16 protein-coding genes are annotated in these 16,832 nt (G+C 66.3%); 14 read left to right on the top strand and 2 right to left on the bottom strand.

The features are described from left to right. Positions 1–2: 2 nt before the first annotated feature. Genes B7P44_RS09850 through B7P44_RS09840 form a run of 3 tightly spaced genes read left to right on the top strand, consistent with a single transcriptional unit; the run spans position 3 to position 2,772 of the window. The gene (locus tag B7P44_RS09850; protein WP_084903386.1) at positions 3–893 is read left to right on the top strand and encodes a peptidoglycan DD-metalloendopeptidase family protein; all 891 of its coding nucleotides are present in this window, start codon (positions 3–5) and stop codon (positions 891–893) included. Between the two features lie 11 nt (positions 894–904). Next, positions 905–1,993 carry an RNA polymerase sigma factor RpoS gene (rpoS, locus tag B7P44_RS09845; RefSeq protein WP_084903384.1) on the top strand — a complete coding sequence of 363 codons (1,089 nt, stop codon included), beginning with the start codon at positions 905–907 and terminating at the stop codon, positions 1,991–1,993. Between the two features lie 2 nt (positions 1,994–1,995). After that, positions 1,996–2,772 (top strand): 3'-5' exonuclease, encoded by a 777-nt coding sequence (locus tag B7P44_RS09840; RefSeq protein WP_084903382.1) that lies wholly within the window; start codon positions 1,996–1,998, stop codon positions 2,770–2,772. Between the two features lie 9 nt (positions 2,773–2,781). On the opposite strand, the gene B7P44_RS09835 is transcribed toward B7P44_RS09840, so the two are convergent. Next, positions 2,782–3,645, bottom strand: a complete 864-nt coding sequence (locus tag B7P44_RS09835; RefSeq protein WP_084903379.1) for an endonuclease/exonuclease/phosphatase family protein — start codon at positions 3,643–3,645, stop codon at positions 2,782–2,784. 70 nt (positions 3,646–3,715) lie between these two features. Here B7P44_RS09835 and rlmD point away from each other — a divergent pair, with 70 nt between their 5' ends. Then, a complete protein-coding gene (rlmD, locus tag B7P44_RS09830; protein ID WP_193834363.1) occupies positions 3,716–5,113 on the top strand; it encodes a 23S rRNA (uracil(1939)-C(5))-methyltransferase RlmD in 1,398 nt (465 codons plus the stop codon). Positions 5,114–5,179: 66 nt separating this feature from the next. Here rlmD and B7P44_RS09825 read toward each other — a convergent pair whose 3' ends face one another. Then, complete coding sequence (locus tag B7P44_RS09825) at positions 5,180–5,878, bottom strand: Bax inhibitor-1/YccA family protein (RefSeq protein ID WP_010092245.1); 699 nt, start codon at positions 5,876–5,878, stop codon at positions 5,180–5,182. A 249-nt stretch (positions 5,879–6,127) separates the two neighbouring features. Here B7P44_RS09825 and ndk point away from each other — a divergent pair, with 249 nt between their 5' ends. From ndk to hflX, 10 genes are all read left to right on the top strand, one after another. Then, a complete protein-coding gene (ndk, locus tag B7P44_RS09820; protein WP_059611461.1) occupies positions 6,128–6,553 on the top strand; it encodes a nucleoside-diphosphate kinase in 426 nt (141 codons plus the stop codon). 57 nt (positions 6,554–6,610) lie between these two features. Beyond that, positions 6,611–7,750 (top strand): dual-specificity RNA methyltransferase RlmN, encoded by a 1,140-nt coding sequence (rlmN, locus tag B7P44_RS09815; protein ID WP_084903374.1) that lies wholly within the window; start codon positions 6,611–6,613, stop codon positions 7,748–7,750. A gap of 166 nt (positions 7,751–7,916) precedes the next feature. Next, positions 7,917–8,954, top strand: coding sequence for a helix-turn-helix domain-containing protein (locus B7P44_RS09810; protein WP_084903372.1), 1,038 nt, complete (start codon positions 7,917–7,919; stop codon positions 8,952–8,954). Between the two features lie 112 nt (positions 8,955–9,066). Continuing rightward, positions 9,067–10,371: a flavodoxin-dependent (E)-4-hydroxy-3-methylbut-2-enyl-diphosphate synthase gene (gene ispG, locus B7P44_RS09805; RefSeq protein WP_084906575.1), complete on the top strand. Its 1,305-nt coding sequence runs from the start codon at positions 9,067–9,069 to the stop codon at positions 10,369–10,371. A gap of 15 nt (positions 10,372–10,386) precedes the next feature. After that, on the top strand, positions 10,387–11,727 hold the full coding sequence (hisS, locus tag B7P44_RS09800) for a histidine--tRNA ligase (protein ID WP_084903370.1): 1,341 nt from the start codon (positions 10,387–10,389) through the stop codon (positions 11,725–11,727). A 55-nt stretch (positions 11,728–11,782) separates the two neighbouring features. Then, positions 11,783–12,412: a tetratricopeptide repeat protein gene (locus B7P44_RS09795; RefSeq protein WP_084903368.1), complete on the top strand. Its 630-nt coding sequence runs from the start codon at positions 11,783–11,785 to the stop codon at positions 12,410–12,412. A 41-nt stretch (positions 12,413–12,453) separates the two neighbouring features. Further along, entirely contained in the window at positions 12,454–13,599 is a 1,146-nt protein-coding gene (bamB, locus tag B7P44_RS09790; protein ID WP_084903366.1) for an outer membrane protein assembly factor BamB, read from the top strand. 245 nt (positions 13,600–13,844) lie between these two features. Continuing rightward, positions 13,845–15,182 carry a ribosome biogenesis GTPase Der gene (gene der / locus B7P44_RS09785; protein WP_084903364.1) on the top strand — a complete coding sequence of 446 codons (1,338 nt, stop codon included), beginning with the start codon at positions 13,845–13,847 and terminating at the stop codon, positions 15,180–15,182. 142 nt (positions 15,183–15,324) lie between these two features. Beyond that, the gene (gene hfq / locus B7P44_RS09780; RefSeq protein ID WP_014896913.1) at positions 15,325–15,564 is read left to right on the top strand and encodes an RNA chaperone Hfq; all 240 of its coding nucleotides are present in this window, start codon (positions 15,325–15,327) and stop codon (positions 15,562–15,564) included. Positions 15,565–15,636: 72 nt separating this feature from the next. Continuing rightward, entirely contained in the window at positions 15,637–16,800 is a 1,164-nt protein-coding gene (gene hflX / locus B7P44_RS09775; RefSeq protein ID WP_193834364.1) for a GTPase HflX, read from the top strand. Positions 16,801–16,832 lie beyond the last annotated feature (32 nt).

The raw sequence follows: 16,832 nt of genomic DNA, 5'->3' as shown, positions 1-16,832 counted from the left end.
CGATGAGTATGTTGCGCGCGATGCAAAACAAACGTTCCAAGGAACCGCTCACGCTCGCCCAGCGCGCGATCTGTGTGGCCGCGTTCACCACGCTACTGGCCGCCTGTGCGACGCGGCTCGACAACGCGCCCGTCGTCGACCGCTCCGGCTCGCTCGGCACGACGCCCGCCGCGCAGCCGGCGGTTCCGCTCGGCCCGCCGCCCCCGGGTTACTACCGTGTGAAGCCGGGCGATACGCTGTACCGGATTGCGCTGGAGAACGGACAGAACTATCGCGACATCGCTGCGTGGAACAACCTGGCGAACCCGAATCAGATCGAAGTCGACCAACTGTTGCGCGTCGCTCCGCCGGGCGGCGCGGCAGCCGCCAGCGTTGCACCGGGCGCCGCGCCCATCACGGGCGGCGCCGTCGCGACCGCGCCGCTGAGCAGCGGCCCGGCCACGCCGGCCCGCGGCGCGTCGGCAGTTACTGCTGCGCCGCCCGCTGCCGCGGCAGCGTCGAGCGACACGTCGGCGGCGCCGAGCGGCCCCGTCACGTTCGCATGGCCCGCGCGCGGCCCGGTGCTGAACAATTTCGACGACGCGAAGAACAAGGGCGTCAACATCGGCGGCGCGTCCGGCGAGACCGTGAAGGCGGCGGCGGACGGCCGTGTCGTCTACGCAGGCAACGGCCTGCGCGGCTACGGCAATCTCATTATCATCAAGCACGACGCAACTTACCTCACGGCATATGCACACAATCGCGCTTTGATGGTAAAAGAGGGGGACGCGGTGACGAAGGGGCAGAAGATCGCCGAGATGGGTAATAGCGATGCCGACCGCGTGATGCTGCATTTCGAGGTTCGCCGTCAGGGTAAACCTGTCGATCCGCTGAAGTATTTGCCGCCTCAATAACCGAGACGACCATGCCGAAATCGAAGCGCCACGAGCCGCAAGCCGAATCTGAGAACATCAGTCGTGCCACGCAAGCATCGGTGGGGCGTGCTGGCGCTTCGACGGACGACGAAGACGACGTCGCGGACAACGAACGCGAGTTCGAGGCGCGCGACGCCGACGCGGACAGCGGCGACGACGAGCGCGAAGGCAGCGCGGAACCGTCGCCCGAGCTGGACGATTTCCGGGCGATGCTGCAGGCGGAGCTGACCGCCGACACGATCCAGCATTACCTGAACCGCATCAGCGTCAAGCCGCTGTTGACCGTCGAGGAAGAGCAGCGCTATTCGCGTCTCGCGAAGGCCGGCGAATTCGAGGCGCGGCAGGTGATGATCGAGCGCAATCTGCGCCTCGTCGTCAGCATCGCGAAGGGTTACCTGAATCGCGGCGTGCCGCTGCTCGACCTGATCGAGGAAGGCAATCTCGGCCTGATGCACGCGATCGAGAAGTTCGACCCGACGCGCGGCTTCCGATTCTCGACCTATGCAACGTGGTGGATCCGGCAAAGCATCGAGCGGGCGATCATGAACCAGGCCCGCACCGTGCGCCTGCCGGTGCACGTGATCCGCGAACTCAACCAGGTGCTGCGCGCGAAGCGCCACCTCGAAAAGAACTCGATGTCGACGGGCGAGGCGGCCGAGCGCCGCGAAGCCAGCATCGACGACATCGCCTATCTCACCGGCAAGACCGCCGAGGAAGTCACCGACATCCTCGCGCTGAACGAACACACCGCATCGCTCGACGCGCCGCTCGATCTCGATCCGGCGAGCAGCCTGCTCGATCTGCTGCCGGACGACCAGAGCCAGTCGCCGGACGCCGAAGTGCAGCACCGCGAGCTCGAGACGCTCACGCGCGCGTGGCTGTCGCGGCTGTCCGACAAGCACCGGCACGTGATCGAGCGCCGCTTTGGCCTGAACCACATCGAACCGGCGACGCTCGAGGAGCTCGCCGACGAAATGGGGCTCACGCGCGAGCGCGTGCGGCAGATCCAGCAGGAGGCGCTGGTGCGCCTCAAGCGGTTCTTCGCCTCCAATGGCGTTCGCAAGGACGCTGTTCTGTAAAGATGACTCCGATTCTGGTTTTTGACATCGAGACGATTCCCGATGTCGACGGCATTCGCCGTCTCGACGATCTGCCTGCGACGCTCGACGATGCCGCGGTGGCCGAACACGCGTTTGCCGCCCGACGCGAGAAGACCGGCAGCGATTTCCTGCCGCACCATCTGCAGCGTGTCGCGGCAATCTCGTGCGTGTTCCGCGACGCCAGCGGCTTTCGCGTGCGCTCGCTCGGCACGCCGCAGGACGGCGAGGCTGCGCTGATCCAGTCGTTCTACCGCGTGATCGAGAAATACACGCCGCAACTCGTGTCGTGGAACGGCGGCGGCTTCGACCTGCCGGTGCTCCATTACCGCGCGCTCGTGCACGGCATTCCCGCGACGCGCTACTGGGATCTCGGCGAGGACGACCGCGATTTCAAGTGGAACAACTACATCTCGCGCTATCACTCGCGGCATACCGACCTGATGGATCTGCTCGCGATGTATCAGGCGCGCGCGAACGCGCCGCTCGACGCGCTCGCGAAGCTGTGCGGCTTTCCCGGCAAGCTCGGGATGGACGGCAGCCAGGTCTGGACCGCGTTCCAGGACGGGCGGATCGAGGAGATCCGCAACTACTGCGAAACCGACGTCGTCAATACCTATTTGCTCTACTGCCGGTTCCAGCTGATGCGCGGCGGCCTGACGCCGGACGAGTACGCGAACGAGATCCTGCTCGTCAAGAACGCGCTCGCGCAGGAGCTTGCGCCGCACTGGGCCGAGTACCTCGCCGCATTCGACGCATAGCGCGCGCCGTCAATCCAGCTCGAGCACGATCGGCTGGTGATCCGATGCACGCAGGTTGCCGTCGATCTCGCAGCGTGCGACGCGCGGCAACAGCGTGTCGGTGACGAACACGAAGTCGCACGCAAGCGGCCCCTCCGACCATTGCACCGTGTCGTAGACGCCGGCCGTCGGCGGCGGCGCGACGCCCGGGTGCAGAGCCGCCCACGCATCGACGAAGCGCGGCGTGCCGTCGATCGGTTCGAGAAAGTGCCTATACGCGTCGCTGTCGTATGCGCTGTTGAAGTCGCCGCAGACGATCGCGTCGCGCGGCTGCGCGGTCGCGCTGAACGGGCTGTCCGCATGCTCGGCGCGCGCGGGGCGGTCTGCATGCGCGCACGCTTCCTGGTGCCGGTCGCGCAACGCATCGACCTGCGCACGCCGCTGTCGCGCGGAATAATATTCGAGATGCGTGGTAGTCACGCGCAGCGGGCCCGACGCGGTCGCCAGTTCGACCTCGAGCGCGACGCGCGGCATCGAAGGCGCGGCATCGTCGGCCGGCCATGGCAGCAGCCGGCGCATCACGCGCCCGACCGGCAGGCGGCTGGCGATCGCGTTGCCGAACTGGCGGCGCGGCGCGCCGGGCGCGCCGGGCGCGGCGGGCGGCAGGTCGGCGCCGATCGCCTCCACGACCGTGAAGCCGGGCAGCAGCGCGGCGAGCTCCGCGAACTGGTCCGGGCCGGGATGGCCGGCCAGCGCGCCGAACCCGCGCGTGACTTCCTGCAGACACAGCACATCGAAATCGCCGAGCCCGCGGGCGGCGGCAATGGTGCGGGAGAGGTCGACGACGCCATCCGCGTCCCGACCCCATTGAATGTTCCAGTCGATCAGTCGCACGGTCGAATCTCCATGGTGAGGCGGTCCTTCGTCTACAATCTCGCCTTTCAACGTTTGTCAGGAAAAGCTGGTGTCTGAAGCTGCCCCCACTTCTGCGCGCAAATTGAAAAGCGTGCCCGCCGCGCCCGATAGCGCCCCGGTTCTCGAGATCGAATCGCTCGACATGGAAGCGCGCGGTGTCGGCCGCGTGACGACCGAGGAGGGCGAGCCCGGCAAGGTCATCTTCGTCGAGGGCGCGCTGCCCGGCGAGCGCGTGACCTATTCGAGCTACCGCCGCAAGCCGAGCTACGAGCAGGCGCTGGTTGTCGATATTCTGCGCCCGAGCGTGATGCGCACGGAGCCGAAATGCAAGTTCTTCGGCACCTGCGGCGGCTGCTCGATGCAGCATCTCGACATGCGCGCGCAAGTGGCGATCAAGCAGCGCGTGCTCGAGGACAACCTGTGGCACCTCGCGAAGCTGCGTGCGGAGACGATGTTCGCGCCGATCCACGGCCCGTCGTGGGGCTACCGCTACCGCGCGCGCCTGACCGTGCGCAACGTCGTGAAGAAGGGCGGCGTGCTGGTCGGCTTCCACGAAAAGAAGAGCAGCTACGTGGCCGACATGACGAGCTGCGAGGTGCTGCCGCCGCACGTGTCGGCGATGCTCGTGCCGCTGCGCCGGCTGGTCGAGGGGCTGTCGATCCGCGATCGCATGCCGCAGATCGAGCTCGCGGTCGGCTCGCAGGTCACGGCGCTCGTGCTGCGCGTGCTTGAGCCGATCAACGAGGCCGACGAAGCGCTGCTGCGCGCGTTCGCCGACGAGCACAAGGTGCAGTTCTGGCTGCAGCCGAAGGGCCCGGACACGGTGACGCCGTTCTATCCGCTCGACGTGCCGCTCGACTATACGTTGCCCGAGTTCGGCATCCGCATGCCGTTCAAGCCGACCGACTTCACGCAGGTCAACCACCAGATCAACCGCGTGCTGGTCGGTCGCGCGCTGCGCCTACTCGCGCCGTCGCGTGACGATCGCGTGCTCGACCTGTTCTGCGGGATCGGCAATTTCACGCTGCCGCTCGCGCGCCTCGCGCGCGAGGTGATGGGCATCGAAGGCAGCGAGACGCTGACGACGCGCGCGCTCGCGAATGCGCGCGAGAACGGCGTCGACGGCCATACGACGTTCGCGTGCCGGAACCTGTTCGAAGTGACCGCCGACGACATCCGCGCGCTGGGCGCATTCGACAAGTTCCTGATCGATCCGCCGCGCGAAGGCGCGCTCGCGGTGTCGAAGGCGCTTGCGGACATCGCGCAGAGCGGCGAAGGTCCGCTGCCGCGCCGGATCGTCTACGTGTCGTGCAACCCGTCGACGCTTGCGCGCGATGCAGGCCTGCTCGTGCACGAGGCCGGCTACCGGCTGAAGGGAGCGGGCGTCGTCAACATGTTCCCGCATACGTCGCACGTCGAATCGATCGCGCTGTTCGAGCGCGACTGAGCGCGCCTGCGGCGGACGTAAAAAAACCGGCCCGAGGGCCGGTTTTTTGCTGGTGTGCGGCGAACGTCAGTTGCGGTTGCCGCCGAAGATGCCGAGCAGCGCGAGCAGGTTCGTGAACACGTTGTACAGGTCGAGGTAGATCGCGAGCGTTGCGCTGATGTAGTTCGTCTCCCCGCCGTTCACGACGCGCTGGACGTCGAACAGCATGTACGCGGAGAAGATTGCGATCGCGAGCACCGACACGGTCAGCATCAGCGCCGGCAGTTGCAGGAAAATGTTCGCGACCGACGCCAGCAGGATCACGATCACGCCCATGAACAGCCACTTGCCGAGGCCCGAGAAATCGCGCTTGCTGACCGTGGCGATCGTCGCCATCGCCGCGAAGATGATGCCGGTGCCGCCGAATGCCAGCATGATCAGCGACGGGCCGTTCGAGAAGCCGAGGATGAAGCTGAGCAGGCGCGACAGCATCAGGCCCATGAAGAACGTGAAGCCGAGCAGCACGAACACGCCGGCCGCGCTGTTCTTCGTGCGTTCGATCGCGAACATGAAGCCGAACGCGATCGCGAAGAACGCGAGAAGGCTCATCATCGGGCTGGTGGCCGCGAACAGCGAGAAGCCGGTCGCGACGCCGACCCAGGCTCCCAGCACCGTCGGCACCATCGACAGCGCGAGCAGCCAGTACGTGTTCCGCAGCACGCGGTTGCGAACTTCGACGGTGCTGACGGAGCCGCCGCGGCCGAAATTGTACGGATAATCGTTCATGGTTTCTCCTAACATTGAACGCATGGGCGTCCGGGGCCGGTTCGGCGCGCGCGGTGTGCGGCGCAGCAAACCGGAGCAGCTATGGCTAAGATACGTTCCGCGCCGGGAGGTTTCAATGGCGGGGCGGCGCAAAACATATGGATTTGGAACCTTTCACGCGTGTAAGGGTTCAATCGCAATGATACACGGGATCGTGCTACAATAGCGGATTCATTTGGAAGTGTAACTTCTTAATTTCTTGGAGTTTTTATGGCAATCGAGCGCACCCTGTCGATCATCAAGCCGGATGCGGTGGCAAAGAACGTGATCGGCCAGATCTACAGCCGTTTCGAAGGCGCCGGTCTGAAGGTCATCGCAGCACGCATGGCACACCTGTCGCGCGCTGACGCAGAGAAGTTCTACGCAGTCCACGCAGCACGTCCGTTCTTCAAGGACCTCGTCGATTTCATGATCTCGGGCCCGGTGATGATCCAGGTTCTGGAAGGTGAAGGCGCGATCCTGAAGAACCGCGACCTGATGGGCGCGACGGATCCGAAGAAGGCGGAAAAGGGCACGATCCGCGCCGACTTCGCCGACAGCATCGACGCGAACGCGGTGCACGGCTCGGACGCACCGGAAACGGCAAGCGTCGAAGTCGCGTTCTTCTTCCCGGAAATGAACGTCTACTCGCGTTAAGCACTGACTGAGCATTCAGGCAGGCAGGATTCAGCGCACGCGGCAAGGCAGGGCACCATGACGAGCGAAACTTCCGTCAATCTTCTCGACTTCGACGCCGAGGGCCTTGTCGCGTACTGCGGCAGCCTCGGCGAGAAGCCGTTCCGCGCCAAGCAGTTGCAGCGCTGGATCCATCAGTACAACGCCGGCGATTTCGACGGCATGACCGATCTCGCGAAATCCCTGAGGGAAAAGCTCAAGGGCCGCGCGACGATCACGATGCCGGACATTGCCAGCGATCACGTTTCCGCCGACGGCACACGCAAGTGGCTGATCGACGTCGGAAACGGCAATGCGGTCGAAACCGTGTTCATCCCGGAAGAGACGCGCGGCACGCTGTGCGTGTCGTCGCAGGCTGGATGCGCGGTCAATTGCCGCTTCTGCTCGACGGGCAAGCAGGGGTTCTCCCGCAATCTGTCGACGGCTGAAATCATTGGCCAGCTGCGCATGGCCGAATTTGCATTGCGCGAGTCGCTCGGTCGCGCGCCCGGCCCGAACGGCAAGGCCGAACGGGTGATCACCAACGTGGTGATGATGGGCATGGGCGAGCCGCTGCTGAATTACAGCGCGGTCGTGCCGGCGATGCGGCTGATGCTCGACGACAACGCGTATGGACTGTCGCGCCGCCGCGTCACGCTGTCGACGTCCGGCGTGGTGCCGATGATGGACCGCCTCGGCGCCGAGCTGCCGGTGGCGCTGGCCGTGTCGCTGCACGCGCCGAACGATGCGCTGCGCGACATGCTCGTGCCGCTCAACAAGAAGCATCCGCTTCGCGAACTGATGGCCGCGTGCCAGCGCTACCTGAAGGTCGCGCCGCGCGACTTCATCACGTTCGAATACTGCATGCTCGACGGCGTCAACGACACCGAAGCGCATGCGCGCGAACTGCTGGCGGTGACGCGCGACGTCCCGTGCAAGTTCAACCTGATCCCGTTCAATCCGTTTCCGGAGTCGGGGCTCATCCGTTCGAAGTCGGAGCAGATCAAGCGCTTTGCACAGATCCTCATCGACGCGGGCGTCGTCACGACGGTGCGCAAGACGCGCGGCGACGACATCGACGCCGCGTGCGGCCAGCTGGCCGGTGCGGTGAAGGATCGCACGCGCCTTGCCGAGCGCACGGGCGCAGCAGCAAAAATAATCGAGGTTCGGGCGGTTTGACGGGGCCGCCTAGGCGGGATGCCCGGACTTCTTGGCGGTACAACACGCGAATAGCGATCGGACGCGGCGCCTCGTGCGCCGCGCATGGTATGGACGACGCGCGGGCGTTGCGCCGGCAGAAGCCGGGCGCGCCCGCCAGTGAAGAAGAATCGACGCGAGGACAAGGATGAGTGAGCCGCAGCCGTCAAACGGCGCAGAGACGAATGCCGCGAAGCCGGCAACGGCTGGACTGGAATCGCTGACGGCCGTCGGGGGACGGCTGGCGCAGCTTCGGGAGGCGAAGGGCTGGACGGTCGACGACGTGTCGGCGCGGCTCAAGGTCGCGCCGCAGAAGCTGCGGGCGCTCGAGTCGGGCGATATCAGCCATCTGCCCGGCGTGACGTTCGCGATCGGGGTCGTGCGCAGCTACGCGAAGATGCTCGGCGTCGATCCGGAACCGTTTGCGCAGGCGCTGCGCCGCGAGCGCGGCGAGCCGGAGGTGGATCTGTCGATGCCGGCGTCGTCGGGGACGGATCTGCCGCGCGGCCGCGTGTCGATTCCGCTCGGCGGCTCGTCGCGCCATCGCCCGTGGCTGTGGGGGACGGCGGCGGCGGCCGTCGCGCTGATCGCGGCGGCGATGTGGCACACTGGCGGCGATTCGTCGAACTGGCTCGCACGCTTCAAGAGCGGCGCGGTGCAGGGCGGTGCGTCCGCGGCATCGGCGCCGGTGGCGTCGGCAGCGACCGCCGAGGCGGCGAGCGCGGGCGGCGCATCCGTCTCGACCGCAGTCGAGGCGTCGGCGCCGGCCGTGACGGCCGCGGCGCCGCAGGTGGTTGCATCGGCGGTCGCGCCGCAAGTCGTGGCTTCCGCCACGCAGGCCGCAGCCGAGCCGGTGTCGCAGCCCGCGGCGGTTGCGCCGGCGGCAAGCGTCGCCATGGCGGCCACGGCCCAGCCGGCGAGCGTCGGGATCGCGGCCGGCCAGTCGATGATCGAGCTGAAGGTCAAGCAGGACAGCTGGTTCAGCGTGCGTGACAAGAACGGCAAGGAGCTGTTCTCGGGGCTGGTGCGCGGCGGTGAGACGAAGCAGGTCGCGGGCGACGGCCCGTTCAAGGTCACGATCGGCAACAAGGCGGGCCTCGACGCAATCGCGTTCGACGGCAAACCGGTCGATCCGGCAAAATATTCGGCAGCGCGGGGTAACGTGGCGCGGTTCACGTTGCCCTGACGGCAAGCGCCGTGGCGAGGGTCTGTGACGCGTGTCGACAGACCCAGAAGGCACGGCGCTTTTTCAATTCATGCGCCGCGACGCGGCGCATTCGGCGTAAATGGATCTATCGATGCAATCCGAAGCTCAATCCCCACGCAGCAGTCAGATTTGTTCAACCGAGCCGGTGTTCGGCGGCCATGCGTCGCGTCGCGTATCGCATACGGTGAATGTCCGCTGGGGCGGAACGCTGGTGACGATCGGCGGCGATTCGCCGGTGCGCGTGCAGTCGATGACGAATACCGACACCGCGGATGCGATCGGCACGGCCATCCAGATCAAGGAGCTCGCGAACGCGGGTTCCGAACTCGTGCGCATCACTGTCAACACGCCCGAGGCGGCGGCGGCCGTGCCGGCGATCCGCGAGCAGCTCGACCGGATGGGCGTGACGGTGCCGCTCGTCGGCGACTTCCATTACAACGGCCACCTGCTGCTGCGCGACCATCCGGGCTGCGCGGAGGCGCTGTCGAAGTACCGGATCAACCCCGGCAACGTCGGCCAGGGTGCGAAGCGCGACACGCAGTTCGCGCAGATGATCGAGGCGGCGATCAAGTACGACAAGCCGGTGCGGATCGGCGTGAACTGGGGCAGCCTCGACCAGGACCTGCTCGCGCGCATGATGGACGAGAACGGCGCGCGCGCGCAGCCGTGGGATGCGCAGAGCGTGATGTACGAAGCGCTGATCCAGTCCGCGATCGGCTCGGCGGAGCGTGCGGTTGAACTGGGCCTGGGGCGCGACCGCATCGTGCTGTCGTGCAAGGTCAGCGGCGTGCAGGACCTGATCGCGGTGTACCGCGAACTCGCGCGCCGCTGCGGCTTCGCGCTGCACCTCGGGCTGACCGAGGCGGGCATGGGCTCGAAGGGCATCGTCGCGTCGACGGCGGCGCTTGGCGTGCTGCTGCAGGAAGGGATCGGCGACACGATCCGCATCTCGCTGACGCCGGAGCCGGGCGCGTCGCGCACGGGCGAAGTGGTGGTCGGCCAGGAAATCCTGCAGACGATGGGCCTGCGCTCGTTCGCGCCGATGGTGATCGCGTGCCCGGGCTGCGGCCGCACGACCAGCACGCTGTTCCAGGAACTCGCGATGCAGATCCAGACCTACCTGCGCGAGCAGATGCCGGCCTGGCGCAAGGAATATCCGGGCGTCGAGACGATGAACGTCGCGGTGATGGGCTGCATCGTCAACGGTCCGGGCGAATCGAAGCACGCGAACATCGGCATCAGCCTGCCGGGTTCGGGCGAGAACCCGGCCGCGCCCGTCTTCATCGATGGCGAGAAGGTCAGGACGCTGCGCGGCGAGCGCATCGCCGAGGAATTCCAGCAGATCGTCAGCGACTACGTCGAACGCAACTACGGCCGCGCGGCGGCCCAGAACTAATTCGTAACAGACACGATGACTGAACAGAAACGCAAGATCGAGAAGCTTACGGGCGTCAAGGGCATGAACGACATCCTCCCGCAGGATGCCGGCCTTTGGGAGTTCTTCGAGGCCACCGTGAAGTCGCTGCTGCGCGCTTACGGCTACCAGAACATCCGCACGCCGATCGTCGAGCACACGCAGCTCTTCACGCGCGGCATCGGCGAAGTCACGGACATCGTCGAGAAGGAGATGTACAGCTTCACCGACGCGCTGAACGGCGAGCACCTGACGATGCGTCCGGAGAACACCGCCGCCGTCGTGCGCGCGGCGATCGAGCACAACATGCTGTACGACGGTCCGAAGCGCCTGTGGTACATCGGCCCGATGTTCCGTCACGAGCGTCCGCAACGCGGCCGCTATCGCCAGTTCCACCAGGTCGGCGTCGAGGCCCTCGGCTTCGCGGGCCCGGACGCGGACGCGGAAATCATCATGATGTGCCAGCGCCTGTGGGACGACCTCGGCCTGACCGGCATCAAGCTCGAGATCAACTCGCTGGGCCTCGCGGAAGAGCGCGCGGCGCACCGCGTCGAGCTGATCAAGTATCTCGAGCAGCACGTCGACGCGCTCGACGCGGAGGCGCAGCGCCGTCTGTATACGAACCCGCTGCGCGTGCTCGACACGAAGAACCCGGCGCTGCAGGAGATCGCGCAGAACGCGCCGAAGCTGATCGACTTCCTCGGCGACCAGTCGCGCGCGCACTTCGAGGGGCTGCAGCGCCTGCTGCTGGCGAACAACATCCCGTTCACGATCAACCCGCGTCTCGTGCGCGGCCTCGACTACTACAACCTGACCGTGTTCGAGTGGGTCACCGACAAGCTCGGCGCGCAGGGTACGGTCGCGGCCGGCGGCCGCTACGACCCGCTGATCGAGCAGCTCGGCGGCAAGCCGACCGCCGCGTGCGGCTGGGCGATGGGCGTCGAGCGCATTCTCGAGTTGCTGAAGGAAGAGCAACTCGTGCCCGAGCAGGACGGCGTCGACGTGTACGTCGTGCACCAGGGCGAGGCGGCGCGCGAGCAGGCGTTCATCGCCGCCGAGCGTCTGCGCGACACCGGCCTCGATGTGATCTTCCACTGCAGCGCGGACGGCGCGCCGGCGAGCTTCAAGTCGCAGATGAAGCGTGCCGATGCGAGCGGCGCCGCGTTCGCGGTGATCTTCGGCGAAGAAGAGATCGCGAACGGCACGGTCGGCGTGAAAGCGCTGCGCGGCACGGGCGAGGAAGGGGAAAAGAACGCTCAGCAGACCGTACCGGTCGAAAGCTTGACCGAATTCCTAATCAATGCGATGGTTGCATCCGCCGAAGACGGCGACGACTGATCGCACTGGCATTCGCTCGACAAGAAAGGCCTGAACAGGAAGGAATCGCTCGCCGATGAGTTACCACGACGAACAAGAATCGATTGAAAGCCTCAAGGCGTGGTGGGCCCGCTGGGGCAACCTCACCACGTGGATCGTCCTCGCGGCGCTCGTTGTCGCGGCCGGCTTCAACGGCTGGAATTTCTGGCAGCGTCGCCAGTCCGCGCAGGCATCCGGGCTGTACGAGCAGGTGCAGAAGGCCGCCGCGTCGAACGACAAGGCGACGATGGCCCGCGCTGCCGCCGACATGGAAGACAAGTACAGCGGCACCCCGTATGCGCAGATGACGGCGCTCGCGGCTGCGAAGGTGCTGTACGCGGCGGGCGACGCCGCGGGCGCGAAGACGCAGCTGCAGTGGGCGGTCGATCACGCGAAGGACGACGAGTACAAGCAGATCGCGAAGCTGCGCCTCGCGTCGCTGCTGCTCGACGAGAAGGCGTACGACGCAGGGCTCGCGTTGCTGTCCGGCACGCCGATCGATGCATTCAAGGGCCTCGTGGCCGATCGCCGCGGCGATCTGCTCGCTGCGCAAGGCAAGGCGGACGATGCGCGCACCGCGTACAAGCTCGCGCTCGACAGCCTGCCGAAGGAAGACATGTCGGCGCGCCAGCTCGTGCAGTTCAAGCTGGACGCGCTGGGCAGCTGAGCCACGGCTCCCTCAACCTCTTAACTTTGCTTCGCTAATCGATGAATTTGCTGAAACGTTACGCTGTGCCCGTTGCCTGCGCGGCGGCCGTCCTGGCACTGGGGGCCTGCTCGTCGACGAAGGACGCGCGTCGCGTGCCGACGCCGCTGACCGAGTTCAAACCCGTCCTCGACGTGCAACAGGTCTGGTCGTCGAGCGTCGGCAAGGGCGGCCGCTACCTGTTCTCGCCGGTGGCGGTGGGCGACGCAGTCTTCGCGGCCGGCGAAAACGGCTCGGTCGAGAAGATCGACGCAAAGACCGGTCAGCGGATCTGGCGCGCGAAGCTCGACTCGGACCTGTCGGCGGGCGTCGGCAGCGACGGCAACCTGACCGCGGTCGGCGCGCTGAAGGGCGGCGTGTTCGTGCTCGGCGCGGACGGCAAGCTGCTGTGGAAGACGAGCGTGCAGGGCGAGATCTTCTCGCCGCCGCTCGTCGGCAACGGCCTCGTGATCGTCCGCACGATCGACGGTCAGGTGATCGCGTTTTCCGCGCAAACCGGCGAACAGAAGTGGAACTACCGCAACCGCGCGGTGCCGCTGAACCTGCGCGTGTCGGCGGGCATGACGTTCGCGGGCGACGCCGCGGTGCTCGCGGGCTTCCCGGGCGGCGGCCTCGTCGCGATCAACCTGCAGACGGGCGAGCCGTACTGGCAGACGCCGGTGTCGTTTCCGAAAGGCGTGACGGAAGTCGAGCGGATCAACGACGTCAGCGGTCCGCCGACGCTCGTCGGTGCGCAAGCCTGCGCAGTGACGTTCCAGGGGCAGCTCGGCTGCTTCGATGCGAACTCGGGCCGCCCGGTGTGGGAGAAGGCGTTCTCGAGCCGCAGCGGCATCGCGCAGGACGACTCGGTGGTCGCGGGCGGCGACGACTGGTCGGTCGTCACCGCGTACGACTCGGCGAGCGGCAACGAGCTGTGGCGCAACACGAAGCTGAAGAGCCGCGACGTCAGCGTGCCGTACCTGCTCGGTCATGCGGTCGTGATGGGCGACTACAAGGGGTACGTGCATTTCCTGTCGCGCGAAGACGGCACGTTCCTCGCCCGGATGAAGACTGACGGCAGCCCGATCACGGCGGCGCCGGTCCTCGCGGGCAACACGCTCGTCGTGCAGACGAACGACGGCGGCCTGTACGGCTTCCGTCCGCGCTGACGCGACGGCGCGCGGGCGCCGTAGCGCGGCGGATCGCCGCACGGTGCGCCGCGCATCACTTGAAGGCGGCCGGGTGCTCCCGGCCGTTCGGTATTTGGAAGGCAGTACGAGACGAATGATGGACGGCGCGCGTCGCGCGCCGGGCGCGCGCATCCGGCGCGGCGCGAATTCGTGATATTTTCATTCAGCGCAGCCGCCCGCAGCAGCGGGCCTCCCGCTGCTGCGCCTCACCGTAGACAACACAGATGAAACCGGTCATTGCCCTTGTTGGGCGCCCCAATGTGGGAAAATCCACGCTGTTCAACCGGCTCACGCGTTCGCGCGATGCGCTGGTGGCCGACTTGCCGGGCCTGACGCGCGATCGCCACTATGGCGAAGGGCGAGTCGGCGAGCGGCCGTACCTCGTCGTCGACACGGGCGGCTTCGAGCCGGTCGCGAAGGACGGCATCCTGCACGAGATGGCGCGTCAGACGCGGCAGGCGGTCGAGGAGGCCGACGTCGTCGTGTTCATCGTCGACGGCCGCAACGGGCTCGCGCCGCAGGACAAGTCGATCGCCGACTACCTGCGCAAGACCGGCCGGCCGATCTTCCTCGTCGTCAACAAGTCCGAGGGGATGAAGTACACGGCCGTCGCGGCCGACTTCTACGAGCTCGGGCTCGGCGATCCGCGCGCGATCTCGGCCGCGCACGGCGACGGCGTGACCGAGATGATCAACGAGGCGCTCGGGGTTGCTTACGCAGGCCAGCCGGAAGAGGAAGACGAGGACAAGGCGTCGCGCGGGACCAAGATCGCGATCGTCGGCCGGCCGAACGTCGGCAAGTCGACGCTCGTCAACACGCTGATCGGCGAGGATCGCGTGATCGCGTTCGACATGCCCGGCACGACGCGCGATTCGATCTACGTCGATTTCGAGCGCAACGGCAAGCCGTACACGCTGATCGACACGGCCGGCCTGCGCCGCCGCGGCAAGGTGTTCGAGGCGATCGAGAAATTTTCGGTCGTGAAAACGCTGCAGTCGATTGCCGACGCGAACGTCGTCATTCTTCTGCTGGATGCGCGCCAGGACATTTCCGACCAGGACGCGCACATCGCCGGGTTCGTGGTCGAGCAAGGGCGGGCGCTGGTGGTCGGCGTGAACAAGTGGGACGGTCTCGACCCGCACGTGCGCGAGCGCACGAAAGCGGATTTGACCCGCAAGCTGAAATTCCTCGATTTCGCGAAATTCCACTTCATTTCCGCTGCGGAAAAGACCGGCATCGGCCCGCTGATGCGTTCGGTCGACGACGCGTACGGCGCGGCGATGGCGAAGCTGCCAACGCCGAAGCTCACGCGCGCGCTGATCGAGGCGGTCGAGTTCCAGCAGCCGCGCCGTCGCGGCCCGGTGCGCCCGAAGCTGCGCTACGCGCACCAGGGCGGCCAGAATCCGCCGGTCATCGTGATCCACGGCAATGCGCTCGATGCGGTGACCGACACCTACAAGCGCTACCTGGAGAATCGTTTCCGCGAAACTTTCTCCCTGACCGGGACTCCATTGCGCATAGAGTTCCGTTCGTCGCACAACCCGTACGCGGACAAGAGCTGAACGCACGTCCCGCAAGGGGTAGGCCGCATGGCCGACGCCCGGGCGGGGCACGCAAAATCGGCTATAGTGTAGCGATTGGCGCCGGATCTCTTTTTCTTCGTCGCCAATCCAGATCAACCTGCAAAACAAGATGGAGTACGCCATGAGCAACAAAGGGCAATTGTTACAAGACCCGTTTTTGAACGCACTGCGCAAGGAGCACGTTCCCGTTTCGATCTATCTCGTCAACGGCATCAAGCTCCAAGGGAACATCGAATCGTTCGACCAGTACGTCGTGTTGCTCCGTAATACGGTGACCCAGATGGTCTACAAGCATGCCATCTCGACGGTCGTTCCGGCGCGCCCGGTGAACTTCCACCCGGACGCGGAAGTCTCGTCCTAACCTATCGCAGCGGCCGGCATCCGGTCGCCGCGTGCGACCGATGCCAGCCGCCATATCTTGACACCTGACAATTTGATCAACGCAGCGCTCGTCGGCATCGATTTCGGCAAGACCGATTTCGAAGCCAGTCTCGAAGAACTCAGTCTTCTTGCATCCAGCGCGGGGGCGCATCCCGCCGTCACCCTGACCGGCCGCCGGTCCAGCCCCGATGCCGCGATGTTCGTCGGCAGCGGCAAAGCCGAAGAATTGCGGCTGGCCTGCGAAGCCAACGACGTCGACATCGTCATCTTCAATCACGCCCTGGCGCCTGCCCAGCAACGCAATCTGGAGCGCACGCTTAACAGGCGGGTCGTCGACCGCACGAGTCTCATCCTCGACATCTTCGCGCAGCGCGCGCGCAGCCACGAAGGCAAGCTGCAGGTCGAGCTCGCTCAACTGCAATATCTGTCGACCCGGCTGATCCGCGCGTGGACCCACCTCGAGCGGCAAAAAGGTGGTATCGGCCTGCGCGGCCCCGGCGAAACGCAGCTCGAAACCGACCGCCGCCTGATCGGCGAGCGCATCAAGATGCTGAAGTCGCGCCTCGATCGGCTGCGTCGCCAGCACAGCACGCAGCGTCGCCAGCGGGCGCGCAGCGGCACGATGTCGGTCTCGCTCGTCGGCTACACGAACGCAGGCAAGTCGACGCTGTTCAACGCGCTGACGAAGGCGCAGGCGTATGCGGCCGACCAGCTGTTCGCGACGCTCGACACGACGTCGCGGCGCGTGTATCTCGGCGACGAGGTCGGCCAGATCGTGGTGTCGGACACCGTCGGGTTCATTCGCGAGCTGCCGCACCAGCTGGTCGCGGCGTTCCGCGCGACGCTCGAGGAAACGATCCACGCGGATCTGCTGCTGCATGTCGTCGATGCGTCGAGCGCGGTGCGGCTCGAGCAGATCGAGCAGGTCAACGGCGTGTTGCACGAGATCGGCGCGGACACGATCCGGCAGGTCCTGGTATTCAACAAGATCGACGCCGTGCCTGAGCTGGCGGCCCGCGGCGACGCGGTCGAGCGGGACGAGTATGGTAATATTTCGCGCGTCTTTTTGAGCGCGCGTACCGGTCAAGGGCTGGACGCGCTGCGCGCCGCCATCGCCGAGATCGCCTCTGCGGAACACCTTGACGGCGCGATGCCGCTCGACGGCGCGCCCGCGGAATCACACGAAGACCATACGCTTTCCGAACACGGGCGTTAGCCGGTCCCGGCCGGTTTGCCGGCGTCTAATCT

It is taken from the genome of Burkholderia ubonensis subsp. mesacidophila, from assembly GCF_002097715.1.
In the GTDB taxonomy this organism is placed as follows: domain Bacteria; phylum Pseudomonadota; class Gammaproteobacteria; order Burkholderiales; family Burkholderiaceae; genus Burkholderia; species Burkholderia mesacidophila.
This window is presented reverse-complemented; position numbering and strand designations above follow the sequence as displayed.

Coding starts and splice junctions, on each gene's coding strand:
- B7P44_RS09850 (WP_084903386.1), top strand. CDS start 3: ATGAGTATGTTGCGCGCGATGCAAAACAAACGTTCCAAGGAACCGCTC.
- rpoS (WP_084903384.1), top strand. CDS start 905: ATGCCGAAATCGAAGCGCCACGAGCCGCAAGCCGAATCTGAGAACATC.
- B7P44_RS09840 (WP_084903382.1), top strand. CDS start 1,996: ATGACTCCGATTCTGGTTTTTGACATCGAGACGATTCCCGATGTCGAC.
- B7P44_RS09825 (WP_010092245.1), bottom strand. CDS start 5,878: ATGAACGATTATCCGTACAATTTCGGCCGCGGCGGCTCCGTCAGCACC.
- ndk (WP_059611461.1), top strand. CDS start 6,128: ATGGCAATCGAGCGCACCCTGTCGATCATCAAGCCGGATGCGGTGGCA.
- rlmN (WP_084903374.1), top strand. CDS start 6,611: ATGACGAGCGAAACTTCCGTCAATCTTCTCGACTTCGACGCCGAGGGC.
- B7P44_RS09810 (WP_084903372.1), top strand. CDS start 7,917: ATGAGTGAGCCGCAGCCGTCAAACGGCGCAGAGACGAATGCCGCGAAG.
- ispG (WP_084906575.1), top strand. CDS start 9,067: ATGCAATCCGAAGCTCAATCCCCACGCAGCAGTCAGATTTGTTCAACC.
- hisS (WP_084903370.1), top strand. CDS start 10,387: ATGACTGAACAGAAACGCAAGATCGAGAAGCTTACGGGCGTCAAGGGC.
- B7P44_RS09795 (WP_084903368.1), top strand. CDS start 11,783: ATGAGTTACCACGACGAACAAGAATCGATTGAAAGCCTCAAGGCGTGG.
- bamB (WP_084903366.1), top strand. CDS start 12,454: ATGAATTTGCTGAAACGTTACGCTGTGCCCGTTGCCTGCGCGGCGGCC.
- der (WP_084903364.1), top strand. CDS start 13,845: ATGAAACCGGTCATTGCCCTTGTTGGGCGCCCCAATGTGGGAAAATCC.
- hfq (WP_014896913.1), top strand. CDS start 15,325: ATGAGCAACAAAGGGCAATTGTTACAAGACCCGTTTTTGAACGCACTG.